Source organism: Thauera propionica, from assembly GCF_002245655.1.
GTDB lineage: Bacteria > Pseudomonadota > Gammaproteobacteria > Burkholderiales > Rhodocyclaceae > Thauera > Thauera propionica.
Map to the genome: position 1 here is coordinate 51,943 of NZ_NOIH01000026.1, position 19,744 is coordinate 71,686.

19 protein-coding genes are annotated in these 19,744 nt (G+C 66.4%); 2 read left to right on the forward strand and 17 right to left on the reverse strand.

Annotated features, from left to right (window positions below; all coding sequences use genetic code 11):
- Positions 1-37 precede the first annotated feature (37 nt).
- Positions 38-1,153 (forward strand): glutamate 5-kinase, encoded by a 1,116-nt coding sequence (proB, locus tag CGK74_RS15790; RefSeq protein WP_094269384.1) that lies wholly within the window; start codon positions 38-40, stop codon positions 1,151-1,153.
- 77 nt (positions 1,154-1,230) lie between these two features.
- Here the strand turns inward: proB and CGK74_RS15795 are convergent, their stop codons facing one another.
- The 4 genes from CGK74_RS15795 to CGK74_RS15810 form a co-directional block, all read right to left on the reverse strand.
- The gene (locus CGK74_RS15795) at positions 1,231-3,537 is read right to left on the reverse strand and encodes an efflux RND transporter permease subunit (protein ID WP_094269385.1); all 2,307 of its coding nucleotides are present in this window, start codon (positions 3,535-3,537) and stop codon (positions 1,231-1,233) included.
- 40 nt (positions 3,538-3,577) lie between these two features.
- Complete coding sequence (locus tag CGK74_RS15800) at positions 3,578-4,840, reverse strand: DUF1302 family protein (protein WP_094269465.1); 1,263 nt, start codon at positions 4,838-4,840, stop codon at positions 3,578-3,580.
- Between the two features lie 54 nt (positions 4,841-4,894).
- Positions 4,895-5,725 carry an outer membrane lipoprotein-sorting protein gene (locus tag CGK74_RS15805; RefSeq protein WP_165770098.1) on the reverse strand — a complete coding sequence of 277 codons (831 nt, stop codon included), beginning with the start codon at positions 5,723-5,725 and terminating at the stop codon, positions 4,895-4,897.
- A gap of 91 nt (positions 5,726-5,816) precedes the next feature.
- Positions 5,817-6,689 (reverse strand): ThiF family adenylyltransferase, encoded by an 873-nt coding sequence (locus tag CGK74_RS15810; protein WP_094269467.1) that lies wholly within the window; start codon positions 6,687-6,689, stop codon positions 5,817-5,819.
- A gap of 272 nt (positions 6,690-6,961) precedes the next feature.
- Between CGK74_RS15810 and CGK74_RS19305 the strand changes: the two genes are divergently transcribed.
- Positions 6,962-7,732: a PEP-CTERM sorting domain-containing protein gene (locus tag CGK74_RS19305; protein WP_240498757.1), complete on the forward strand. Its 771-nt coding sequence runs from the start codon at positions 6,962-6,964 to the stop codon at positions 7,730-7,732.
- A 143-nt stretch (positions 7,733-7,875) separates the two neighbouring features.
- Here CGK74_RS19305 and CGK74_RS15820 read toward each other — a convergent pair whose 3' ends face one another.
- From CGK74_RS15820 to CGK74_RS15880, 13 genes are all read right to left on the reverse strand, one after another.
- Positions 7,876-8,670, reverse strand: a complete 795-nt coding sequence (locus CGK74_RS15820; RefSeq protein WP_094269468.1) for a GNAT family N-acyltransferase — start codon at positions 8,668-8,670, stop codon at positions 7,876-7,878.
- Between the two features lie 151 nt (positions 8,671-8,821).
- Complete coding sequence (locus CGK74_RS15825) at positions 8,822-9,580, reverse strand: PEP-CTERM/exosortase system-associated acyltransferase (protein ID WP_094269387.1); 759 nt, start codon at positions 9,578-9,580, stop codon at positions 8,822-8,824.
- Positions 9,573-10,373 carry a methyltransferase domain-containing protein gene (locus CGK74_RS15830; protein WP_094269469.1) on the reverse strand — a complete coding sequence of 267 codons (801 nt, stop codon included), beginning with the start codon at positions 10,371-10,373 and terminating at the stop codon, positions 9,573-9,575. The genes CGK74_RS15825 and CGK74_RS15830 overlap by 8 nt, the downstream gene beginning before the upstream one ends.
- A gap of 207 nt (positions 10,374-10,580) precedes the next feature.
- Positions 10,581-11,183 carry an acyl carrier protein phosphodiesterase gene (locus CGK74_RS15835; RefSeq protein WP_094269388.1) on the reverse strand — a complete coding sequence of 201 codons (603 nt, stop codon included), beginning with the start codon at positions 11,181-11,183 and terminating at the stop codon, positions 10,581-10,583.
- 43 nt (positions 11,184-11,226) lie between these two features.
- On the reverse strand, positions 11,227-11,475 hold the full coding sequence (locus CGK74_RS15840) for an acyl carrier protein (RefSeq protein ID WP_094269389.1): 249 nt from the start codon (positions 11,473-11,475) through the stop codon (positions 11,227-11,229).
- 24 nt (positions 11,476-11,499) lie between these two features.
- A complete protein-coding gene (locus tag CGK74_RS15845; protein ID WP_094269390.1) occupies positions 11,500-12,714 on the reverse strand; it encodes a dihydrolipoamide acetyltransferase family protein in 1,215 nt (404 codons plus the stop codon).
- Positions 12,707-13,687: an alpha-ketoacid dehydrogenase subunit beta gene (locus CGK74_RS15850; protein WP_094269391.1), complete on the reverse strand. Its 981-nt coding sequence runs from the start codon at positions 13,685-13,687 to the stop codon at positions 12,707-12,709. The genes CGK74_RS15845 and CGK74_RS15850 overlap by 8 nt, the downstream gene beginning before the upstream one ends.
- Positions 13,684-14,697 carry a pyruvate dehydrogenase (acetyl-transferring) E1 component subunit alpha gene (gene pdhA, locus CGK74_RS15855; RefSeq protein ID WP_094269392.1) on the reverse strand — a complete coding sequence of 338 codons (1,014 nt, stop codon included), beginning with the start codon at positions 14,695-14,697 and terminating at the stop codon, positions 13,684-13,686. The genes CGK74_RS15850 and pdhA overlap by 4 nt, the downstream gene beginning before the upstream one ends.
- Positions 14,694-16,457, reverse strand: coding sequence for an acetate--CoA ligase (acsA, locus tag CGK74_RS15860; RefSeq protein ID WP_094269393.1), 1,764 nt, complete (start codon positions 16,455-16,457; stop codon positions 14,694-14,696). The genes pdhA and acsA overlap by 4 nt, the downstream gene beginning before the upstream one ends.
- 120 nt (positions 16,458-16,577) lie before the next feature.
- Positions 16,578-18,011, reverse strand: a complete 1,434-nt coding sequence (locus tag CGK74_RS15865) for an RtcB family protein (protein ID WP_094269394.1) — start codon at positions 18,009-18,011, stop codon at positions 16,578-16,580.
- Between the two features lie 30 nt (positions 18,012-18,041).
- Positions 18,042-18,467, reverse strand: coding sequence for an archease (locus CGK74_RS15870; RefSeq protein WP_094269395.1), 426 nt, complete (start codon positions 18,465-18,467; stop codon positions 18,042-18,044).
- Positions 18,468-18,482: 15 nt separating this feature from the next.
- On the reverse strand, positions 18,483-19,115 hold the full coding sequence (locus CGK74_RS15875; protein ID WP_094269396.1) for a phosphoribosyltransferase: 633 nt from the start codon (positions 19,113-19,115) through the stop codon (positions 18,483-18,485).
- A 30-nt stretch (positions 19,116-19,145) separates the two neighbouring features.
- Positions 19,146-19,724 (reverse strand): bifunctional pyr operon transcriptional regulator/uracil phosphoribosyltransferase PyrR, encoded by a 579-nt coding sequence (locus CGK74_RS15880; protein WP_094269397.1) that lies wholly within the window; start codon positions 19,722-19,724, stop codon positions 19,146-19,148.
- Positions 19,725-19,744: the final 20 nt, after the last annotated feature.

Genomic DNA, 19,744 nt, shown 5'->3' on the forward strand with positions numbered 1-19,744 from the left:
CGCATTGATCCCTGTTGACCGAAGGTTTGCAGCTCCGATGAGAACCAAGATCCGCAACGCCCGCCGCCTCGTCGTCAAGGTCGGCAGCGCACTCGTCACCAACAACGGCGCCGGCCTCGACAAGGACGCGCTCGACGACTGGGCGAGGCAGATCGCCGCACTGCGGGCGGATGGACGCGAGGTGACGCTGGTGTCGTCCGGCGCCATCGCCGCAGGCATACAGCGCCTGGGATGGAGCAAGCGCCCGCACGAGATGAGCAAGCTCCAGGCCGCTGCCGCCGTCGGGCAGATGGGGCTGGTCGAGGCGTATGAGAAGGCCTTCTCGCGCCACGGCCTGCACACCGCGCAGATCCTGCTGACACACGAGGATCTCGCCGACCGCACCCGCTACCTCAACGCCCGCAGCACGCTTACCACCTTGCTCGAACTGGGCGTCGTGCCGATCATCAACGAGAACGATACCGTCGTCACCGACGAGATCAAGTTCGGTGACAACGACACCCTGGGCGCGCTGGTCGCCAACCTGATCGAGGCCGACGCGCTGATCATCCTGACCGACCAGCAAGGCCTGTACACCGCCGACCCGCGCAGGGATCCGGCCGCGACACTGATTTCCGAAGGCCGCGCCGAGGACCGCCAGTACGAATCCATGGCAGGCGGCGCCGGCACGGGCATCAGCAAGGGCGGCATGATCACGAAGATCCGAGCCGCCCAGCGCGCGGCCCGCAGCGGCGCACACACCTGCATCGCCAGCGGGCGCGAGCAGGATCCGCTGCTGCGCCTCGCTGCCGGCGAGACCATCGGCACGCTGCTCTACGCGACCAGCAGCCCGCTGCAGGCGCGCAAGCAGTGGCTCGCCGACCATCTCCAGCTCGCGGGCGATCTCGTCATCGACGACGGCGCGGTCGCTGCCCTTAAGAGCGGCCGCAGCCTCCTGCCGGTCGGCGTCGTCGCGGTGCGCGGCGATTTCGAGCGCGGCGCGGCCGTCGCCTGCCGCACGGCAGACGGCGAGGAAGTGGCGCGCGGCCTGGTCAACTACAGCGCGACCGAATGCCGCCGCATCGCGCGCAAACCGACCGGGGAAATCGAAACCCTGCTGGGCTACGTCGACGAACCCGAAGTCGTACACCGCGACAACATGGTCGTGCGCTGAACACGCGGCTCTGCCGCCACCGCACGCTGCGGTGACCAACCGACGTCTGAGGCTCCGCCGCAGCCCGGCCCGCAGCCTCAGGCCGACAGGAAGCGGTGCCGCGTTCTGATCCGCCCCCACAGCACGAGCAGCGCAGGCAGCATCAGCAGTTCCATCAATTGACCCGCCAAGAGGCCGGTCGCGGTCAACAGTCCGAAGTTGGAAGTCGGGACGAAGCTGGACGTGCCGAGCAGCAGGAACTGCGACACCAGCAGCAGGGAAATCGCCACCACCGCGCGCCCCGAGGCCTCGAAGCTGCGCGCCACCGAGAACACGACGCTGCGCCCGCGCTCGCGACGCGCCAGGTAGTTGTGGAAGAGGTGGATGGTGTCATCCACCGTGATGCCCAGCACCACCCCCGCGATCAGCACGGTTGCCATGTCCAGCGGGATACCGGCGCCCCCCATCAGCGTGAACACGAAGAACAGCGGCGCCAGGTTCGGAATCATGCCGATCACCGCCGCCGGCAGCGAGCGCCACAGCAGGAACATGATCAGGAAGATCTGGCCGAAGGCGCCCACGAAACTGTGCAACTGGCCGACGACGAGCAGATCCTCCTGGTCGGCGAACAGGCGGCCGTATCCGGCAAGCTCCCACTGCAGATTCGGATCGTCGACGGTCGCGAGGAGCGCCTCGATCCGGTCGATGACCCCCTGGATCTCGTTCGCACCATGCACGTTGACGTTGAGCAGGATGCGCATGCGCTGGTATTCGTTGTTCACCAGCTCCTGCAGGTCGCGGCCGTCGTAGATCAGCAGAAGCTGGCTCAACAGGCGATCGTCGTCGGGCAGGCGGCGAAAGGTCTCATCCTCCTCGTTGAATGCCCAGTGCATCTCCTCGACGATATCCATCATCGACAGGCTGCGATCGACCTCGGGAAGGGCCTCGACCTTGGTCTGCAGGGCCTTGATCGCCTGCAGCCGTTTTGCATCCTTGAAGGCGTCGCGCCCCGGCCCATCGATGACGATTTCAAGCGCCGTGACGCCCACCAGCGTCCGCTCCACCCTGTCGGTTGACTGGGTCAGCGGATGCGACGCGGTGAAGAACTTCAGCAGATCGGACTCCGCCTGCACTTTCAACACCAGCGGGATCGCCGCGACCGCCAGCACGACCGCGCCGCCGACCACCCAGCCCGCACGGCGCATGCCGAAGCTCGCCAGCGCATAGGAAATGCGCTTCGTCCACGCAAAGCCGCCCCCGCTCTTGGGCCAGCGACCGCGGTCGTACTTCACCAGCAGTGGCGGCACGAGGTAGAACACCACGAAGTAGATGACGACGACGCCGACTGCGCTGATCGCACCGAAAACCTGGATCGGCGGAATCGGCACCAGCACCAGGCTGATCATGCCGGCGGCCGTGGTCAGCACGTTGAACATCGCCGGCGAATGCACGCTCTGCAGCGCGAACACCACGCGCTTGGGCCGCCGGAAGCCGGCATCCCGCATGCGCTTGAGTGCCGCGTAGAAGTGCAGCAGATTGCCGACCGTGTAGGCGGACAGCAGGGTCGGAATCATCGCGGTCACCAGCGTGTACGGCAGCCCGAGGGCCGCGATCAAGCCGACGCAGGCGATGACCACGGTGCTCATTGCCACCGCCCCGATCACGATCGGCACGATGCGCCCGACCACCCAGTACAGCAGGGCCAGCCCCAGCCCCATCACCAGCGGCGTGAAGACCAGCGTATCGCGCACCATCGAGCGCAACTCCGCCGCATCGAGCGCCACCGTGCCGGCTACCGCGGTCAGCCGGTCGTCGACCGCCTCCTCGCCCACCGCATCGTGGAGCGCCCGCTCCACCGACTGGCGCTGGCGGCTCTCCTGCAGCTTGTGCGTGCGCACCACCAAGGCGAGCGCCTTGCCGTCGCGCGACGCAAGCCAGCCGGGCATGAAGCGGTCGGCCAGCACACGCTGCAAGCGCTCGTCAGGCGTGCCTTCGTCCAGCCGTTCCGGATCGATCAGGGGCTCGACGACGAAGCCGTCCGCGCTGCCTGCAATGTGATCGACCCGAGTGACGGAGAACACCCGATCGACATCGGGGTGCGCCTCCATGCGCCCGGCGACGCGGTCTAGCGCGCCAAGCACCTCTGACGAATAGAGATCGTCGCCCTCGAAAAGGGCAATGAGGATCTCGTCGTTCGGAAACTCCGCCCGCAGTTCGCGTTCCAGCACCGTCGCCGGCGCATCCGACGGAAAGTAGAGCTCGGGGGCGTTGTTTAGCTCGAGACGGAGCAGCAGGGCACCGCAGACCAGATGGATGATCAGGATGACCGCCATCGCCGGCCGCCGGCGAAGCAGCTGGGGCTGTGTGACGCGCAGCAGGATGCGTTGCAGCCAGGACCTCAGCATGGACGCGAACCGGTTTCCCTCACTCGCTCACCCGGCCGCCTCAGAACGACGCCTGCCAGCCCACCGACACGCTGTCGTTGCGCTCGTAGAAGCCGCCCAGGGTCCGCTCGGCGCCACTGAACAGGTGAGCCGCGATGAAGATCTCGTGCTGGTCGATGCCGGTATAGGTCAGGCGCGGATTCAGGTAGAAGTCGCGCTTGCCCAACCCCGCCACGAAGCGCAGGTCGGCCCGCCAGCGACCGAGCGCGAAGGGATGCTCGATCTCGCCCGTGAGGGCGTAAACCTCGGTCCGGTCGAGCACCGCCGCATCGGTCATCACGCGGTGTGCAGCGAGCTGGAGCGTCAGGCGTGTCTCGCCGTCACCCGGGAACAGCTCCGCGCCGATCACCACGTCGTAGCCGGGCGCCGTGCGGTAGCCGAAGCTCCGCGTCGTGAGCGGCACGTCACTCGTCCACGCGGCCTCCATGCGCCAGGTGGCGCCGCCGCGCTCGGCCTCCAACTCGGCCCCCACCGTGGTGCTGTAGGGATGAATCGCCTGCAGCGTGCCGCCCATCAGCTTGTAGTAGGGCTGCGACTGGCGCACGCGCTGGATGCTCAGGCCGTAGTCCAGGCCATCCGCTTCGCGGGTGAAGCGCAGCCCACCGCCACCGCTGCTGTCGTTGTCGGCCTCGCGAACCCGCACTCCGACAAGGGCCGGGAAGGTCCCGATGCCGAAGATCCGGCCGCGGCGCACGTCGACCGGGTGCCAAACGCTGTCGCGATGCGGCATCACGGCGTCGTCGAAGGTCGGCAAAAGCACCGCGTCGAGCTTGTAGTCCTCGCCGAAGTATTCCGCACGCAGCGCCGGCACCGCACGCCGGCGGTCGGGCAGCTTGTCGAGTACGGCACGCGTCAGGTCGGCGCGGCTCATGCGATCGATCGGCGAGATCTCGTCCACCCGACCCCACATGATGTTCTGCGTGCCGACGGTCAGCCGCAGGTCGTCGCCGCGCCAGCGCAGGTAGTTCTCGGTGTAGTCGCCCCGCGCACGGGTGAAATCCCGCCCGCCGAACTGCGTCGGCACATCAAGACGCATGCCCAGCGCGTACTCCAGGTCCCCGCTGCCGCCCTTGGCGCTGACCGCCCCGCGCAGCAGGCCGGCCCCGGATGAGCCCGGATCATCGGAGAATCCCCCCACTTCCAGTCGCAGCGACTCGGCACGCACGCTCAGCCCCTCGGCATGCGACTGCGACATCGACGTCAGGCCCAGCGCCAGCACACAGGTCGCAACGGCACGATGCCGCCGTTGAAGCATAAAACGCATCTCACACTCCCACATTGTTGTTCTTTGTACCGTCACACCCGAATACCGGCGCCATCAAGGGCGAAACTCACGCTCCATGCGCTCGTCCTCCAGCGCCTTCGAGCTGAACAGACGTTCCGGCAGGCCCCGGTCGTAGGCGATGCTGCGTACCGTCAGGCGCGTCTGATGCCCGCTCCCCAGGTCGGTAAGCGTACTGTCCATCACGGTCCAGAAACCCTGAACCTGCTCCTGCCGCTCGACCAGCAGCCGCTTGCTGGGCACCTGCGGATCCTTCTCGAAGAAATCCACCCGCAGTGGAAGATGGGACGCGGGATCGATCCAGCTCACGCGCCGCTTGTAGACCGAATTGCCCGCCTCGACCGGCATGCTCTCGAGCACATCGCACTCCACGCCCCCCACTGTTTCGCGGCCAAGCAGACGGTGTTCGTCCATGCTCGGTTTGCGGTCGCGCAAGTCCTCGTAGTAGTAGTCGGAGTTCACGAAGCGGCCGCCCTTGCGGTTCGAGTCCACCCGGCGGACCCGCTGCATCGCGGGCAGATAGATCCATTGGTTCGACGCCCCATCGGGGGCGTCGATGGTCAGCAGTCCGGTGCCCTCGATATCGGCCGGCTCGGTGAAGCGGATCAGGGTGGACACCTCGCCACTCGGGGCGCTGCGCCGGTAAAGCAGCATCGATCGCAGCCGTGGGTTCCGCCCCTCCTCCACGAGCGCCATCGTGACCGCAGACGTCGCGTCATCGCCGTCGGGGCGGTCATAGACACGCTGGGCCAGCACCATACCGGCCTCGTCGGCCATCGCGGGACCGGCCAGGAGGAATCCCGACACGACGCACACCAGGACCCGGGCCAGGTGGCGGCCAGACAGCCGGGCTGCTCCAGTCAACATGACATCCTCCAGATCAAGCAGCCAGGCCACGCACCGGCATGCGAGACGGATTCTAACCCACGCATCCCATGCAGGCTGCCGGATCACCCATTCAGCCGGCCGGGCTCAACTTCTCGAGGCGTTTTTTCGCCACGAAGCTCTTTATCCGCTGCAGCGGGTTGCGGTTGCCCAACCACAGACGACGGTGGCGGAAGCGCCCAAGGCGCGCATCGAGATAGGTGTACCACGGCACGCAGCGCAACTCCTCGGGGTGCAGCAACGCAACCAGGGCCTGGGTCGCAATGAAGCCGGTGCACAGCTTGCATCCCGCCACCGAACTCGGCCCCTTGCGCACCTTCAGGTTGATGAACTTCGGGTCCAGGTACTTCAGGTGGTACATCTCGGGCGCGAAGCCGAGCATGAACTGCACGATCTTCTCGTCATCGCTCATATCCGGCGTGATCGCGAAATAGTCCGCATACGGCATGCCCCCGGGACCAAAGGCCAGCACCCCCGCCCCCAGGCCCAAAGGCACCGCTGCTACCGTCGCCAGCCCACGCCCGCTTGCAGCATTGATCAATAACGGATGCATATCCACGGCGAATGCATCCACCGCATCGATCGCCAGATCCACACCGGACAGGAACGCGTCGATGTTTCCGTCGGAAATACCGTCAGGAAAGGTCTTGATGCGCAGCGCCGGATTGATCTGAAGCGCATACTCAACCATGACATCGAGCTTGCGTCGCCCGATCGTATCCATGTTTGCACCATACTGCCGGTTGAAGTTGGCCAGCTCGAATTCGTCGAACTCCGCCAGGTGAAAACCACCGACCCCCGCCCGCACCAGGCTGATCAGATAGTCACCTCCAACCCCCCCCATGCCGGCGATCGCAACCGTGGCATTGCGCAGGCGCTGGTGTTCGTCGGGGCTGACGACGCCGAGGTTGCGGCTGAAGGCTGCGTCATAGTCAAAGGCAAGCAAGATGTCCTCCACCAAGTCATGGCATTGCGCCATCTTTCAGCAGCGAACCGCCGTTGGCAAGCGCCCCACGTCGAGGCTACCTCTCCTGGGCATGACTCGGCCTGCATGCCAGATGAGGTGTCGACATTCTTTACACATGGATTCCTGCCCCATCGGACCAAACCCCCATCTGACTGTTTCATAAGACTTTATAAAACTGGCACGCCACATGCTTTATGTTTATCGAGCAAGACCTTCTCCAACAGAAGACAGATCCAAACCGGAGCATCATCATGAAACTCAAATCCACTGCTGCGTCGCTCGCTGTCGCCACCGCCCTGTCGCTCTCGGCAGGCGCAGCGAACGCCCTGACGGTTGCAGGCGTCACTTGGGATCCTGACTCCCCGTTTGATTTGACCGCCCAATCATCGATTTTCCAAACCGTGGCTATCGCCGCTGGCCAATCGATCTCAGGTTATGGCAGGTTCAACGAACTCAATTTCGAAGATCGGGACATTTTCTGCCCCGACTGCGAGCTGACGTACCATTTCTACGATTACGTCCTCATGGAGGATTACCTCCCGACGGTCGGCTCGACCTTCCGTTTCAGCGGGGGCAAGGTGGATGTCTACGTATCAGGGCGTAACTTCAGCGCCACAGATCCGGCGTCGGCGATCGACGGCACCCTGTGGCTCAGCCTGATCGGCATGGACATCGACGGTGACGGCTCGACCCTCCAGGGTTCAATCACCGCGGTCAGTTCTCTGGGCCTCGGCCTTAGCGGCGTTGGCGAAGGCTACCTCGAAGTCGTGGGCGGCGTTGCGGCGCAGTATTTCGACACCAACGGTCAACCGGATCGCGTGAATGGCCCGACCGACCTTCTCTATACGTCGAGCTTCCAGCCTTCGCGTACTCCGATTGTCGGTCCCGATGGCGTGACCTACACGCACTTCGGCACGGCCGAGATTTCGGGGAACACCGTTCCGGAACCGGGCGCACTCGCACTGCTCGGACTTGGTCTTGCGGGGCTGGGCGTGATGCGTCGCGCCAAGAAGGCAGCTTGATGATCTGAGCCGTCCGCATCGAAAGCGGGCAGTTCAGAATATGGGGGAGGCAGATGCAAATCTGCCTCCCCCATTGCTATTTCCGCCGCTCATTCCGGGCCTGCCAATGCAGTCAGTCTTCTAGGTAAAGGCGAGCCCGGAAATCACACCGGCGCCCCCGAGCCCAGATAGGGCAGCGTCGTCGGTCGTCGGCAGCCGGTCGGCCAATCGCGGAGCGCCACCTCCCCATCTACGCCGTCGCCCGTCGTCATGAAGTCATAGAGGCTCGAGTTTCGCCCCGCAAGCACGGCACGCGCCGCATGCAAGCCGATCAGATATGGATATCTGGGTGACTGCGCATCTGCTCTCGGGACCCCAGCAGGAATGAAGGGAAAACCAATACGCGTCAGGAGACGGGCCAGCGCAGGCTCCATGGCGGCAAAACAATGGGAAATCCCATAGAGGCTCATCAACCGGAACAGCTCCCGGTAGAGCCCCAGCGCCACGAGCGAGCCATCACGCTTGGAAGGTTCAGGTAGCGTGACGCCCCCGGCTGCCTCTACATACCCCTCGCCACCGACAATCGACACACTACTCCGCGATCGGCGTAGCACCGGCGACAGGGTCAGTCGCCCGATCTCTCCGACATTAGCCAACGGCACTCCACACAGGACATTCGGGTTCAGTGCATAACGCGCACTGACATTGAGCCCCTTTGGACTAGGCAGGATAAGGCGCGAACACGCAAGCAGCGTCTTCGTATCACGTGCACGACAGAGGATATGCAAGCTATGGACATCAAACTCGTCCGTTTCGATTGCAAGCCCATCGGCCTGCTCACCACTCGGAGTCACCCGCTTCAACTCTTCGCAAAACACGGCATGCCGTAGCGCCAAGTAGGCCTGGTAATCCCTAGAGCCGGGACTCACGACCAGGTACTCGAAGTGGTGCAAAGCCATCCTCCTCTCTCCGCAGCAACTCCAGGACTGCATCCCGCAAAGAACATCCGCCAGTGAATGCTGCGGAAGATACCCGATGCCGAGAATCGATGCTTTTCTGGAAATGTAAGAGTATTCGCGGCGAATAAATCGTGTCTCTCGATGCGAAGAATCAGGACGCAGTCTGAAGACCTTCGCTTGCTTGCATGAAGCTCAGCAGCTTTGCTTCGCGCTCTCCCAGACTACGCTCCATCTCGCGGGCGCTGATCAGGAAGACCCTGCGCGGTGGGCGCACGCCTTCGTTGACTGGCCCCACAGGGACAAACGGGAAGCCAAGCGCCACCAGCAGGCGGCTGAAATGGCTGTCCATGGCGGCGACGCAGTAATCGATCCCAAGGCTCCTGCAAAGCTGATACACCTCACGGTACATCCCAAGCACCAGTTCGGGCTGATGGCGACGCGCCCCCTCCTGCTTCCCGGACATCTCCTCTTCGGGGCTGCCCTGAATCTTGCCCTGATCAGCATGGCGACGGCGGAAATGGGGGGCGATGGCCATGCGGGAGATTTCGCCGATGTTGCTCTCGGATGCGTCCGGATATGGGAGCGGCCGATCGATGACGTAGCGCGGCGTTACGTTCAACCCCAACGAGCTGGGCAGGATGACCCGGACGAAACCTGCGACAGTCTGCGTCGGCTTGTGCATCGCCAGGAAATGGCGGCTGTAAGGATCGTACTGATCGGTTTCGATCGGCTTGCCCTTGCTCGATATCGCGTTCGGCGGCTCGACCCGCCCGAGTTCCTCGCAGAAGATCTCATAGCGCGCCTCGAGATAGCGCTCGTAGTCGGCCGTGCCCGGCAAGACTTCCTCGAAGCTGAAATAACTCGTCTCCATGTTCAGTTCCTGTTCTTGATCCGCTTCGATGTCATACATTTTTTTGTCCGGACACTATGAAGACGCCGGCCGCCACCAGACGGCGCCCGGCCGCGACATCTGCCGCCAGATCCTCATAGAGCTTGGTCGCATCGACGCTCTCGCCGAGCAGCGACGCCTTGTAGCCCAGCAGGATATTGAAGAGAACGGCAAACGGCAGTTCCGTGCTGGTCAGCGACATCACATGGGCCTTCACCGCCGAGAAGCCGGCTCGCTGCATCATCTCGGGTAGTTTCCGGCCAATGAAGCGATCGCCGCCCTGCCCCTGCTGCACGCTTTGCGCCGACTGCATCACCTGAGTCACACGGGGCTCCTCAGGGTGGAAAATGACCAGACCGTCATCCGAATCCACTGCGCAAAACACGCCACCCGGTCGCAGCACACGAAAGACCTCGTCGACGACGGCCTGTGGGCCGGGCACGTGTTGCAACACGAAGCGCGCATAACCGAAGTCGATCGAGGCATCGCCCAGTGGCAGCGCGTTGCCGAAGGCTTGATGCGGGAAAAGCCCCCGTGCCGGCGGCTTCCTGACGTTCGCCGGCAACTGCTTCAACAGGGCCGCATTCGGCTCCACCGCATGAAGACTGCCGTCGGGAGCGAGTTCACTCAGCAGGTCGGAGACGTAGCCCGGCCCACTGCCGATCTCGAGCACGTCGTGCCCTGCCTGGATACCGGCGGAGCGCAGGATCGAGGCCTCGATGCCCCGCACCGCCATGGCCTGCTGGCGCAAGCGTTCGGTCTGAAACGCAGCGTCGTTCAACGCATCAAAGTCGTAAGAGCCGGTACTAGTCATGATCATTGTCCAATCGCATGGGCCGGCACCCGGGAGCCGCATGATGCCTTGCTTGCGAAGGCGGGGCCCGCTGAATGACGCGTCGGATATTTTGCTGTAGTTAAGGAACGATTGCACGCTTCGGGCGAGGAATTTTGACGATTGTCATCCCTCGACCAACGGGGCTGCATAAGCCGGCACGAGGGCGTCCACGACCCACTGCGTTGGTCAGGCTGGCTGACGACCGACGCCCCCTCGCAACCAGTCGCGGACAAACGCCTGCGCCTCCGGCAGCCAGCCCCCGAAGTCGCTGGCGAAGCCCGCTTCGTCGGCGATGAACTCCCGCTCGCCCGCCTCGAGTGGATTGGGCTGACGCGCCCGCCGCGACATCCGCGCCAGGACGTCGGCAATGCCTTCGATCCTCGTGTAGCTCTGGAGCCAGCCTTCGCGCGCCATCATCGACAACGCCGGTCGCGCCGAAGGCGGCAGGTCGTGCAGGCGGCCGCCGATGTGGTCGTACACGTGCGCGCAGTAGCCTTCCAGCGACGCGCCATGATGATCGGTCCAGTCCCGTGCGAGCAGGTGGTCGTAGAAGATGTCGACGAGGACGCCCGCATAGCGTCGCCGCGAGGCAGAGACCCTCGTGCGGCTGCGACAGAAGGCAGGGTGCGTCTCGGCGAACACGTCGATCGCGCGATGCAGCGCGACGCCGCGTGCAAGATCGGCGGGCAAGGCGCCGGGCAGCGTTCCCTTGATCCAGTCGCCGACCACGCCCCCTACGATCAGGGCGGGGTCGTCACCGGCAAGCAGGGCATGGGCGAGGAAGTTCATGGGTGCATCGAGCAGGTAAGCCTCATCTCATCCCGAAGACGGGTCAACACGTCATCCTGCCCTGCAGATAGGCCACCAGGTCGGCCAGCGTCACCAGACGCCGATAGTCGGCTTCGGGGATGCTCACCTTGAGCCGCTCGGACAGGCCGATCAGAAAGTTCAGCCAGTCCATCGAGTCCAGATCCACCTGCTGTCGCAAGGGGCGGTCCTGGCGCAATTCGCTGCCCTCGACTTCAGGGGCGATGGACTGCAGCGTCTCGATGAGGACGGCAAGCAGTTCGGTATCGTTCATGGCGACGCTCTCGCGCAGTCGGTTTCAGAAATCCTCGGGATGCTGCAGCAACTCACGCAGCGCGCCAAGAAACAGAGCGCCGCGGTGGCCGTCCGAGACGCGATGATCCGCCGCAAGGCTGGCGGTAACAGCTGGCAGCACCCGCAGTTCGCCACTGACCTCGTCCACGACCGGTCGGGACGCGACTCGTCCGAAGCCCACGAGCGCCACCTGCGGCGGGTAGATCACGCCCATCACCGCTTCGACCCCCTGCTCGCCCAGATTGGTGACGGTGATCGTCGGATCGCTCATCTCCGAACTGCGCAGCGAGCCGGCGCGGGTACGCCGGACCAGATCGGACAGTTCGTGCATCAGCACCGGCAGGGTCTTGCTGTCGACATCGTGCAGGGCCGGCGCGACCAGCCCGCCGCCGCGCAACGAGATCGCGACGCCGGCGTGCACCGCGTCCGCGGGCTCGAAACGCTCGTTGCGGTAGAAGCCGTTGAGCGCCGGAAAACCCTTCAGCGTGATGGCGACCGCCTTCAGCAATAACGCGGCCATCAGGATGCGCTCGGTGATCGGGCGGTCGGCATTCACGCCCGCCAGCCATTCGCTCGCACGTGCAAGCGGAATGGTTTCGAACAGGTAGTAATGCGGGATCTCGCGTTTGGATCGGCTCATCGCCGCGGCAATGGTGCGGCGCATCTCCGCCTGGCGCGTGGCGGCGGCGGCAGGCGTCGCGGCTGCGGCCGCCGCAGTCGGAACGACAACTGCACGCTCGACGTCGGCGAGCGTCACCACGCCTCCGGGGCCGGAACCCGCGATGCGGGCGATATCGCGCCCCAGCTCGTCCGCGCGCTTGCGTGCAGCAGGCGACACGCGAGGGCGACCGGGCGGCGCAAGCTCGGCCGCCTGCCGTACGCCGACCGCCTCGGCGGCCACTTCCGGCGGCGGCGCCTTCCGGCGGGCCTCGCCTTTTCGCGCGCCTTGCAAGGTGACCGGCTTGCGCGCAGGCGCGGACTCGCCGTCCTCGAGCAGCGTCGCCATCACGCTGCCGACCGGCAGGCGGGTGCCGGGCTCGACCAGCAACTCGAACACGGTGCCATCCTGCCAGATCTCGACATCGACCGCGGCCTTCGAGGTGTCGACCACCGCGACGACCTGGCCCTTCTTCACCTTGTCGCCGGGCTTGACGTGCCACTCCAGCAGCTTGCCTTCGTCCATGTCGGCACCGAGCGAGGGCAGCTTGAACTCAAACATTCAGCATCTCCTTCACCGCGGCGACGATCTGCGCCACCTGTGGCAGCGCCGCCGCCTCCATGTGACGGGCGTAGGGGATCGGCACCTCCGCGCTGCACACCCGCCGCGGCGGGGCGTCGAGGTCGTAGAGGCAATCCTCCGCGATGCGCGCGACAATCTCGCCCGCCAGGCTGCCGGTTTTCCAGCCCTCATCGACCACCACCACGCGGTGCGTCCTGCGCACCGATGCAGCGATGGTGTCGAGGTCCAGCGGGCGCAGCACACGCAGGTCGATCACCTCGACATCGATGCCCGTGGCGGCCAGTTCGTCCGCGGCCTGCATCGCCTTGGGCAGGCAGCCGCCATAGGTGATCAGGCTCGCCTGCGTGCCCGTGCGCCGCACGGCCGCCCGCGAGATGTCGCAGGCGCGCCAGACCCGCTCGACCGGCAGCGCGTCCTCCAGGTTGTAGAGCTGGGCGTGCTCGAAGATGATCACCGGGTCGGGGTCGGCCAGGGCCGGGGCCAGCATGCCACGCGCATCGGCGACCGTTGCCGGTGCGAGCACGCGGATGCCGGGGATGTGGGCGTACCAGTTCTCCAGACTGTGCGAGTGCTGCGCGGCGAGCTGGCGGCCGGCACCGGTGACCATGCGGATCACCAGCGGCACCGCGCACTGCCCGCCGGACATGTGGCGCAGCAGCGCCGCGCTGTTCACGATCTGGTCCAGCGCCAGCAGGCTGAAATTGATCGTCATGACCTCGACGATGGGCCGCATGCCGCCCAGCGCGGCGCCCACGCCGGCACCGACGAAGCCGAGCTCGGACAAGGGCGTGTCGCGGATGCGGTCCGGCCCGAACTCGTCCAGCAGGCCCTTCGACACGGCGTAGGTGCCGCCATAGCGCCCCACGTCCTCGCCCATCAGGAACACACGCGGATCCTGCGCCAGTGCCTCGCGCAGGGCCTCACGCAGCGCCTCGCGGTAACTGACCTTCATCGCCGGCCGCCGTGCGCGACCGCCGCCGGCCCATGCACGTCCTTCAGCAGATCCGCCTCCGGCTCCCAGGGCGCGGCCTCGGCAAAGGCGACCGCGGCATCGACCTCAACCTGCGCCGCCGCATCGAGCGCGAGAAAGACATCCTCGGTCAGCAAGCCTTCGGCTTTCAGCTGCGCCGAGAAACTGTGGATCGGGCCGCGCGTCTTCCATTGCTCGACCTCGGCCTTGTCGCGGTACAGCTCGGGGTCGAACATCGAATGGGCGCGGAAACGATAGGTCTGCAGCTCGACGAAGGCCGGCCTGCCCGACTCGCGCACCTGGTTCGCCGCCCGGCTGACAGTCTCGAACACCGCGCGCACATCCATGCCATCGGCGCGAAAGCTGTCCATGTTGTAGCTCGCGGCCTTGGCGCACAGGTCGGTCTGCGACTCCGAGCGCGACAGCGCAGTGCCCATCGCATAAAGGTTGTTCTCGCAGCAGAACAGCACCGGCAAAGCCCACAGCGCGGCAAGATTCATCGATTCGTGAAACGCGCCTTCGGCAATCGCCCCCTCGCCGAAGAAGCAGGCCGTCACGCGGGATTCGCCCTGCAGCTTGTCGGCCAGCGCCAGGCCGGCGGCCAGCGGCAGCCCGCCGCCGACGATGGCGTTGCCGCCATAGAAATGGCGCGACACGTCGAACAGGTGCATCGAGCCGCCCCGCCCGCGCGAGCAGCCCGAAGCCTTGCCGAACATCTCGGCCATGATCGCGTCCATTGGCACGCCGCGCAGCAGCGCGTGGCCGTGCTCGCGATAGGTGGCGACCACCCTGTCCTCCTCGGCCAGTGCATGCATCGCCCCGGTGGCGCAGGCCTCCTCGCCGATGTAGAGATGAAGGAAGCCGCGGATCTTGCCTGCCCCGTAGAGCTCGGCACATTTCTCCTCCATGCGGCGTATGCGCAGCATGTCGGCAAGCAGGCGCTGCGGTTCGCCGGCTGCGGGGCGGCTCTGCGTTGGCTGGCGTTTCTTCATGCGCCGGCCTCCAGCGTCGAGGTATCGCCTTCGGGCAGCCCAAGCTCGCGCGCCTTCAGCAGCCGGCGCATGATCTTGCCGCTGCGCGTGCGCGGCAGCACCGGCAGGAAGTCGATCTCCTTCGGCGCGACGACGGCCCCCAGCTTCTTGCGCGCATGGCCGAGCAGCTCCCGGCGCAGGGCGTCGGAGGCCTCGAAGCCCTTCTTCAGCGAGACGAAGGCCTTGACCACTTCGCCCACCATCTCGTCGGGCTTGCCGATGACGCCGGCCTCGGCCACCGCCGGGTGCTCCATCAGCGCGCTCTCGACCTCGAACGGACCGATCAGGTGGCCGGCGGACTTGATCACATCGTCACTGCGACCGACGAACCAGTAGTAGCCGTCGGCATCGCGCCGCGCGAGATCGCCGCTCAGGTACCAGTCGCCGGCGAAGCACTTGCGGTAGCGCTCCGGGTTGTTGAGGTAGCCGCGCAGCATCGACGGCCAGCCGCGCCTGAGCGCCAGCTCGCCCTCCTCGTCCGGCGCATCGATCAGTTCCACCGAACCGTCCTCGCGCTGGCGCACGATGGCGGCCTCCACGCCGGGCAGCGGCTTGCCCATCGAGCCGGGCTTGATGTCGAGCGCGGGCAGGTTGGCGATCATGATGCCGCCGGTCTCGGTCTGCCACCAGTTGTCGTGGATCGGCTTGCCGAGCACCTCCAGACCCCACCACACCGCCTCCGGGTTCAGCGGTTCGCCGACGCTGGCAACGAAGCGCAGCTGCGGGAAGCGGAAGCCGCGCACAAGTTCCGGACCCGCCTTCATCAGCATGCGGATCGCCGTCGGTGCGGTGTACCAAACCGTGACCTGCTGCGTCTGCAGGATGCGGTACCAGCGCTCCGCGTCGAACTCGGCCATGTCGACAATCGAGGTCACGCCATGCAGCAGCGGCGCGATGATGCCGTAGGACGTGCCGGTGACCCAGCCCGGATCGGCGGTGCACCAGAAGACGTCTTCGGGGTGGAGATCGAGCGCGTAGCGCCCGGTCGCCCAGTGCGTCACCACCGCGCGATGCACGTGCATCGCGCCCTTGGGCGTGCCGGTTGTGCCGCTGGTGAAGTGCAGCAGCGCGAGGTCCTCGGCCTGCGTCGGCTCGGTATTGAAGACTTCCGCAGCCTGAGCCATCAGCGCGGCGAGATCCTGCGTACCGGCGAGTCCGGCCGTCGTGCCCTCCTCGTCCACGACGAGCACGTGGCGCAGCGTGGGCAGCGTATCGCGCAACTTCGCCACCTTGCGCGCATACAGCCCGTCGGTCGTCACCAGCACCACGCCCTCGCCGATGTTGAGTCGGGTGGCGATCGGTTCCGGACCGAAGGCCGAGAACAGCGGCGACACGACGCAGCCCGCCTTCAGGCCGCCGAGCACCGCGACGTACAGTTCGGGGATGCGGCCGGTGAGCACGAACACCCGCTCGCCACGCTGCACGCCCAGCGCACGCAACACGTTGGCGAAGCGGCTGGTCAGGCGCGCCAGTTCGCCGAAGCTGACATCGCGCACCGATTCGTCGCCCAGGAAGCGGAAAGCGGTGCGATCGTGCAAGGGCCCCTGCGCGTGACGCTCGACCGCCTCGTAGGCGATGTTGAGCCCACCGCCCGGCAGGCCGGCCAGCGCCTGACGCGCCGTCTCCCACGAGAAGGCGGCGCAGGTCGCCGCATGGTCGGCGAGATTGGGCGCTACGGCCAGATCGGCCGGCGTCTTGTGGATGATCCCGGAACGCTGCATGTCCAAGCTCCCCCTTCGTGCGCTCGCTACGGGCGTCAGCCTCGCAAATCGCGCTTTCTCCGACCATTGGCGAAAACCCACGTCGGGGCAGGCAATGCACAGCTCGTCGCCGCAGCGGCCTCAGCCCTTGATGCAGATCAGCGGCCGCAACCGCGCCACCCTGCGGGCCAGCCCCGCGCGGTCGGCTGCCTCCACCACCTCGGCGACGTCCTTGTAGGCGAGCGGCGCCTCCTCGGCCACACCGCGAAAACTCGGACTGCGGATCAGGATGCCCTTCGCTGCCAGTTCGTCCACCACATCGCGGCCATGCCAGCGGCGCAGCGCCGCGTTGCGACTCATCGCACGACCGGCACCGTGGCACGCGGAACCGAAGGCGCGTTCCTCCGCACCTGCCGCGCCCGCCAGGATCCATGACGCTGTCCCCATGCTGCCGCCGATCAGCACCGGCTGGCCCACCTTGCCGAACGCCGGCGGCAGCTCGGCATGGCCGGGACCGAAGGCACGCGTGGCACCCTTGCGATGCACGAACAGGCGACGTTTGTGCCCGTCGGCCGAAGTATGCGTCTCTTCCTTGCAGGTGTTGTGCGACACGTCGTAGAGCAAGGGCAGCCGGGCGCCGGGCAGCAGCGCCGCGAAAGCCTCGCGCGCGAGATGGGTCAGGATCTGGCGGTTGGCCAGGGCGCAGTTGATGCCGGCCCGCATCGCGCCAAGGTAACGCTGGCCGAGCGCGGACTTGATCGGCGCGCAGGCCAGTTCGCGGTCCGGCAGGGCGATGCCGGCTTGAGAAGCGGCGACCACCATCTCGCGCAGGAAGTCGGTGCCGATCTGGTGCCCCAGCCCGCGCGAGCCACAGTGGATGCTCACCACGACGTCCCCCACCGCCAACCCGTAGGCCCTGGCCGCCACGGCGTCGAACACCTCGTCCATCACCTGCACCTCCAGGTAGTGGTTGCCCGATCCCAGCGTACCCATCTCGTCACGCTGGCGCTTCTTCGCCATGTCCGACACAGCCGCCGGGTCGGCACCCGTGACGCAGCCGTGTTCCTCGATGTGCGTCAGGTCGGCCTCGCTGCCGTAGCCCGCCTTCACCGCCCAGCGTGCGCCACCGCGCAGCATCGCGTCCATCTCCGCCGCCGACAGGTGCAGCGCGCCGGTGCTGCCGACACCGGCCGGAATGCGGGCGAACAGCAGGTCGGCCAGAGGCTTCTGCACCGCTCGCAGGTCGGCTTCCTTCAGGCCCGTATGCAGGGTGCGCACGCCGCACGAGATGTCGAAGCCCACCCCGCCGGCCGACACCACCCCGCCCTCGTCGGCATCGAAGGCCGCAACGCCCCCGATCGGAAAACCGTAGCCCCAGTGCGCATCGGGCATGGCATAGGACGCATCGACGATGCCCGGCAGGCTGGCGACGTTGGCGACCTGCTCGGCCACCTTGTCGTCCATTTCCTGCACGAGCTCCTTCGACGCGAAGATCACGCCCGGCACCCGCATGCGCCCGGTCGCCGGCAGTTCCCACGCGCAGGGGCCGCGCCGTTTGAGTCTAGAGGTATCCATCGCCGGTCTCCGCGAACGCCTGCCCTGTCTTCACACATCGACCACGCACTGGGCCAGCCATTGCCCATCGGTCTGCCGTTCCACCTTCAACTCGCAGAAGGACGCGCCCTTCACCTCGGCCGCCGGCTGGTGGCGAGCGACGTCGACCGCCTCGCCCCATGCCCTGGCACGCAGGACGACCCCATCTGCCGCCGCTTCGACGATCACGTCGAAGCGCGAGAACAGCATGCGCCGCGTCGCCATCTCGAACACCAGCGCATTGAGCCAGTCCAGCAACAGCAGTTCGGCATCGGGCGCGCTGCAGTCGACCTCGACCGGTGCCCGCGGCACGACGGCTGCCGGGTCGCAGATCACGGCGGTCATCGCGCTCGCGGCCCCGGCGAAGGCCTCGGCCAGGGTCGCACCGCAGCCCCGCACGCCGACGTCGGCCTCGTGCTCAAAGGTCTGCCCGTTCACGCCGAGCTCCAGCGCCTACGCGCCTTGCGCGCGGCGTTGGCGCAGGCAGGCGACCACCTCCTCGTCCTCGACCTGGCCGAAATGCACATAGAACTGCCCGACTGCCTGGAAATCCCAGGGTGCGTGAAGGCAGACGACTTCATCCGCATGGGCTTCGACCTTCTTCAGGCTGTCGGGTGCGCCCACCGGCACCGCGCAGATCAGCTTCTGCGGCGCCTGCGCGCGTAAGGCGTGCAGCGCCGCGATCATCGTCGCGCCGGTGGCGAGGCCGTCATCCACGACGATGACCACGCGCCCGCGCGGGTCGATCGGCGGACGCTCGGGCGAATACAAGGCTCGGCGCTGGCGCAGTCCCTCGAGCCGGCGCTCGCGCTCGGCCTTCAGCCAGGCCTCGTCCTCCTCGGAGGGGTCGCAGACGAAGGACCAGCCGCTCTCCTCGATCGCGCCGATCGCGTATTCCGGACTCCAGCGCGAACTGAGCTTGTGCACCAGCACCACATCCAGTTCGCCCTGCAGGGCGTCCGCCAGTGCCGCGCCCATCGGCACCGCCCCACGCGGAATCGCGAGCACCAGCGGATTCCGGCCGCGATAGGCGGACAGGGCCGCAGCGAGTTGCCGCGCGGCGTCGAGTCGGTCCTGAAAGATCACCGGATTCCCTCCGTGGTTACCGCCATGCCCTCAGTCCTCGTTGCCGGCACCGCGTTCGGGCTGCAACAGCTCGATCCGCCACGACGGCTCATAGGGCGGCACATTGCATTCGATGACGTCGGTTGGCGCGACATCAAGCCGCAGGCCGACGATGTCCGCGCGCAGCGGCAGCCGCAGCACCCCGCGGTCGGCCAGCACCGCGACACGCACCTCGGCCGGCGACCAGCGCGACAGATAGCCCAGCACGCGCAGCAGCGAATGCCCGGTATAGAGCACGTCGTCGACGACCAGCACACTCCGCCCCTGCAGGTCGAGCGCCGCATGCGCCGGGTCCTCCAGCAACTGCGTCTCGGGATGCAGCAGGGCAAGGTCGTCCGCATAACGCTTGACCTTGATATCGAGCCGCAGCGGCGGGGCCATGCCGTGGCGCTCGACCATCAGTGTCGTGATGCGCTCGGCCAGCGGTGCTCCCCGGCGCAACAGGCCAATCACCGCGATGCGCTCGCAGCCGCGCAGCAACGCGGCGGCCTGCAGCGCCATGCGCTCGACAACCGCGTCCAACTGCTCGGCGTCATAAAGACAGGTGCGACGACCGGGAGGGCGTTCCATGCTTGCCTCGCGCAAACAAT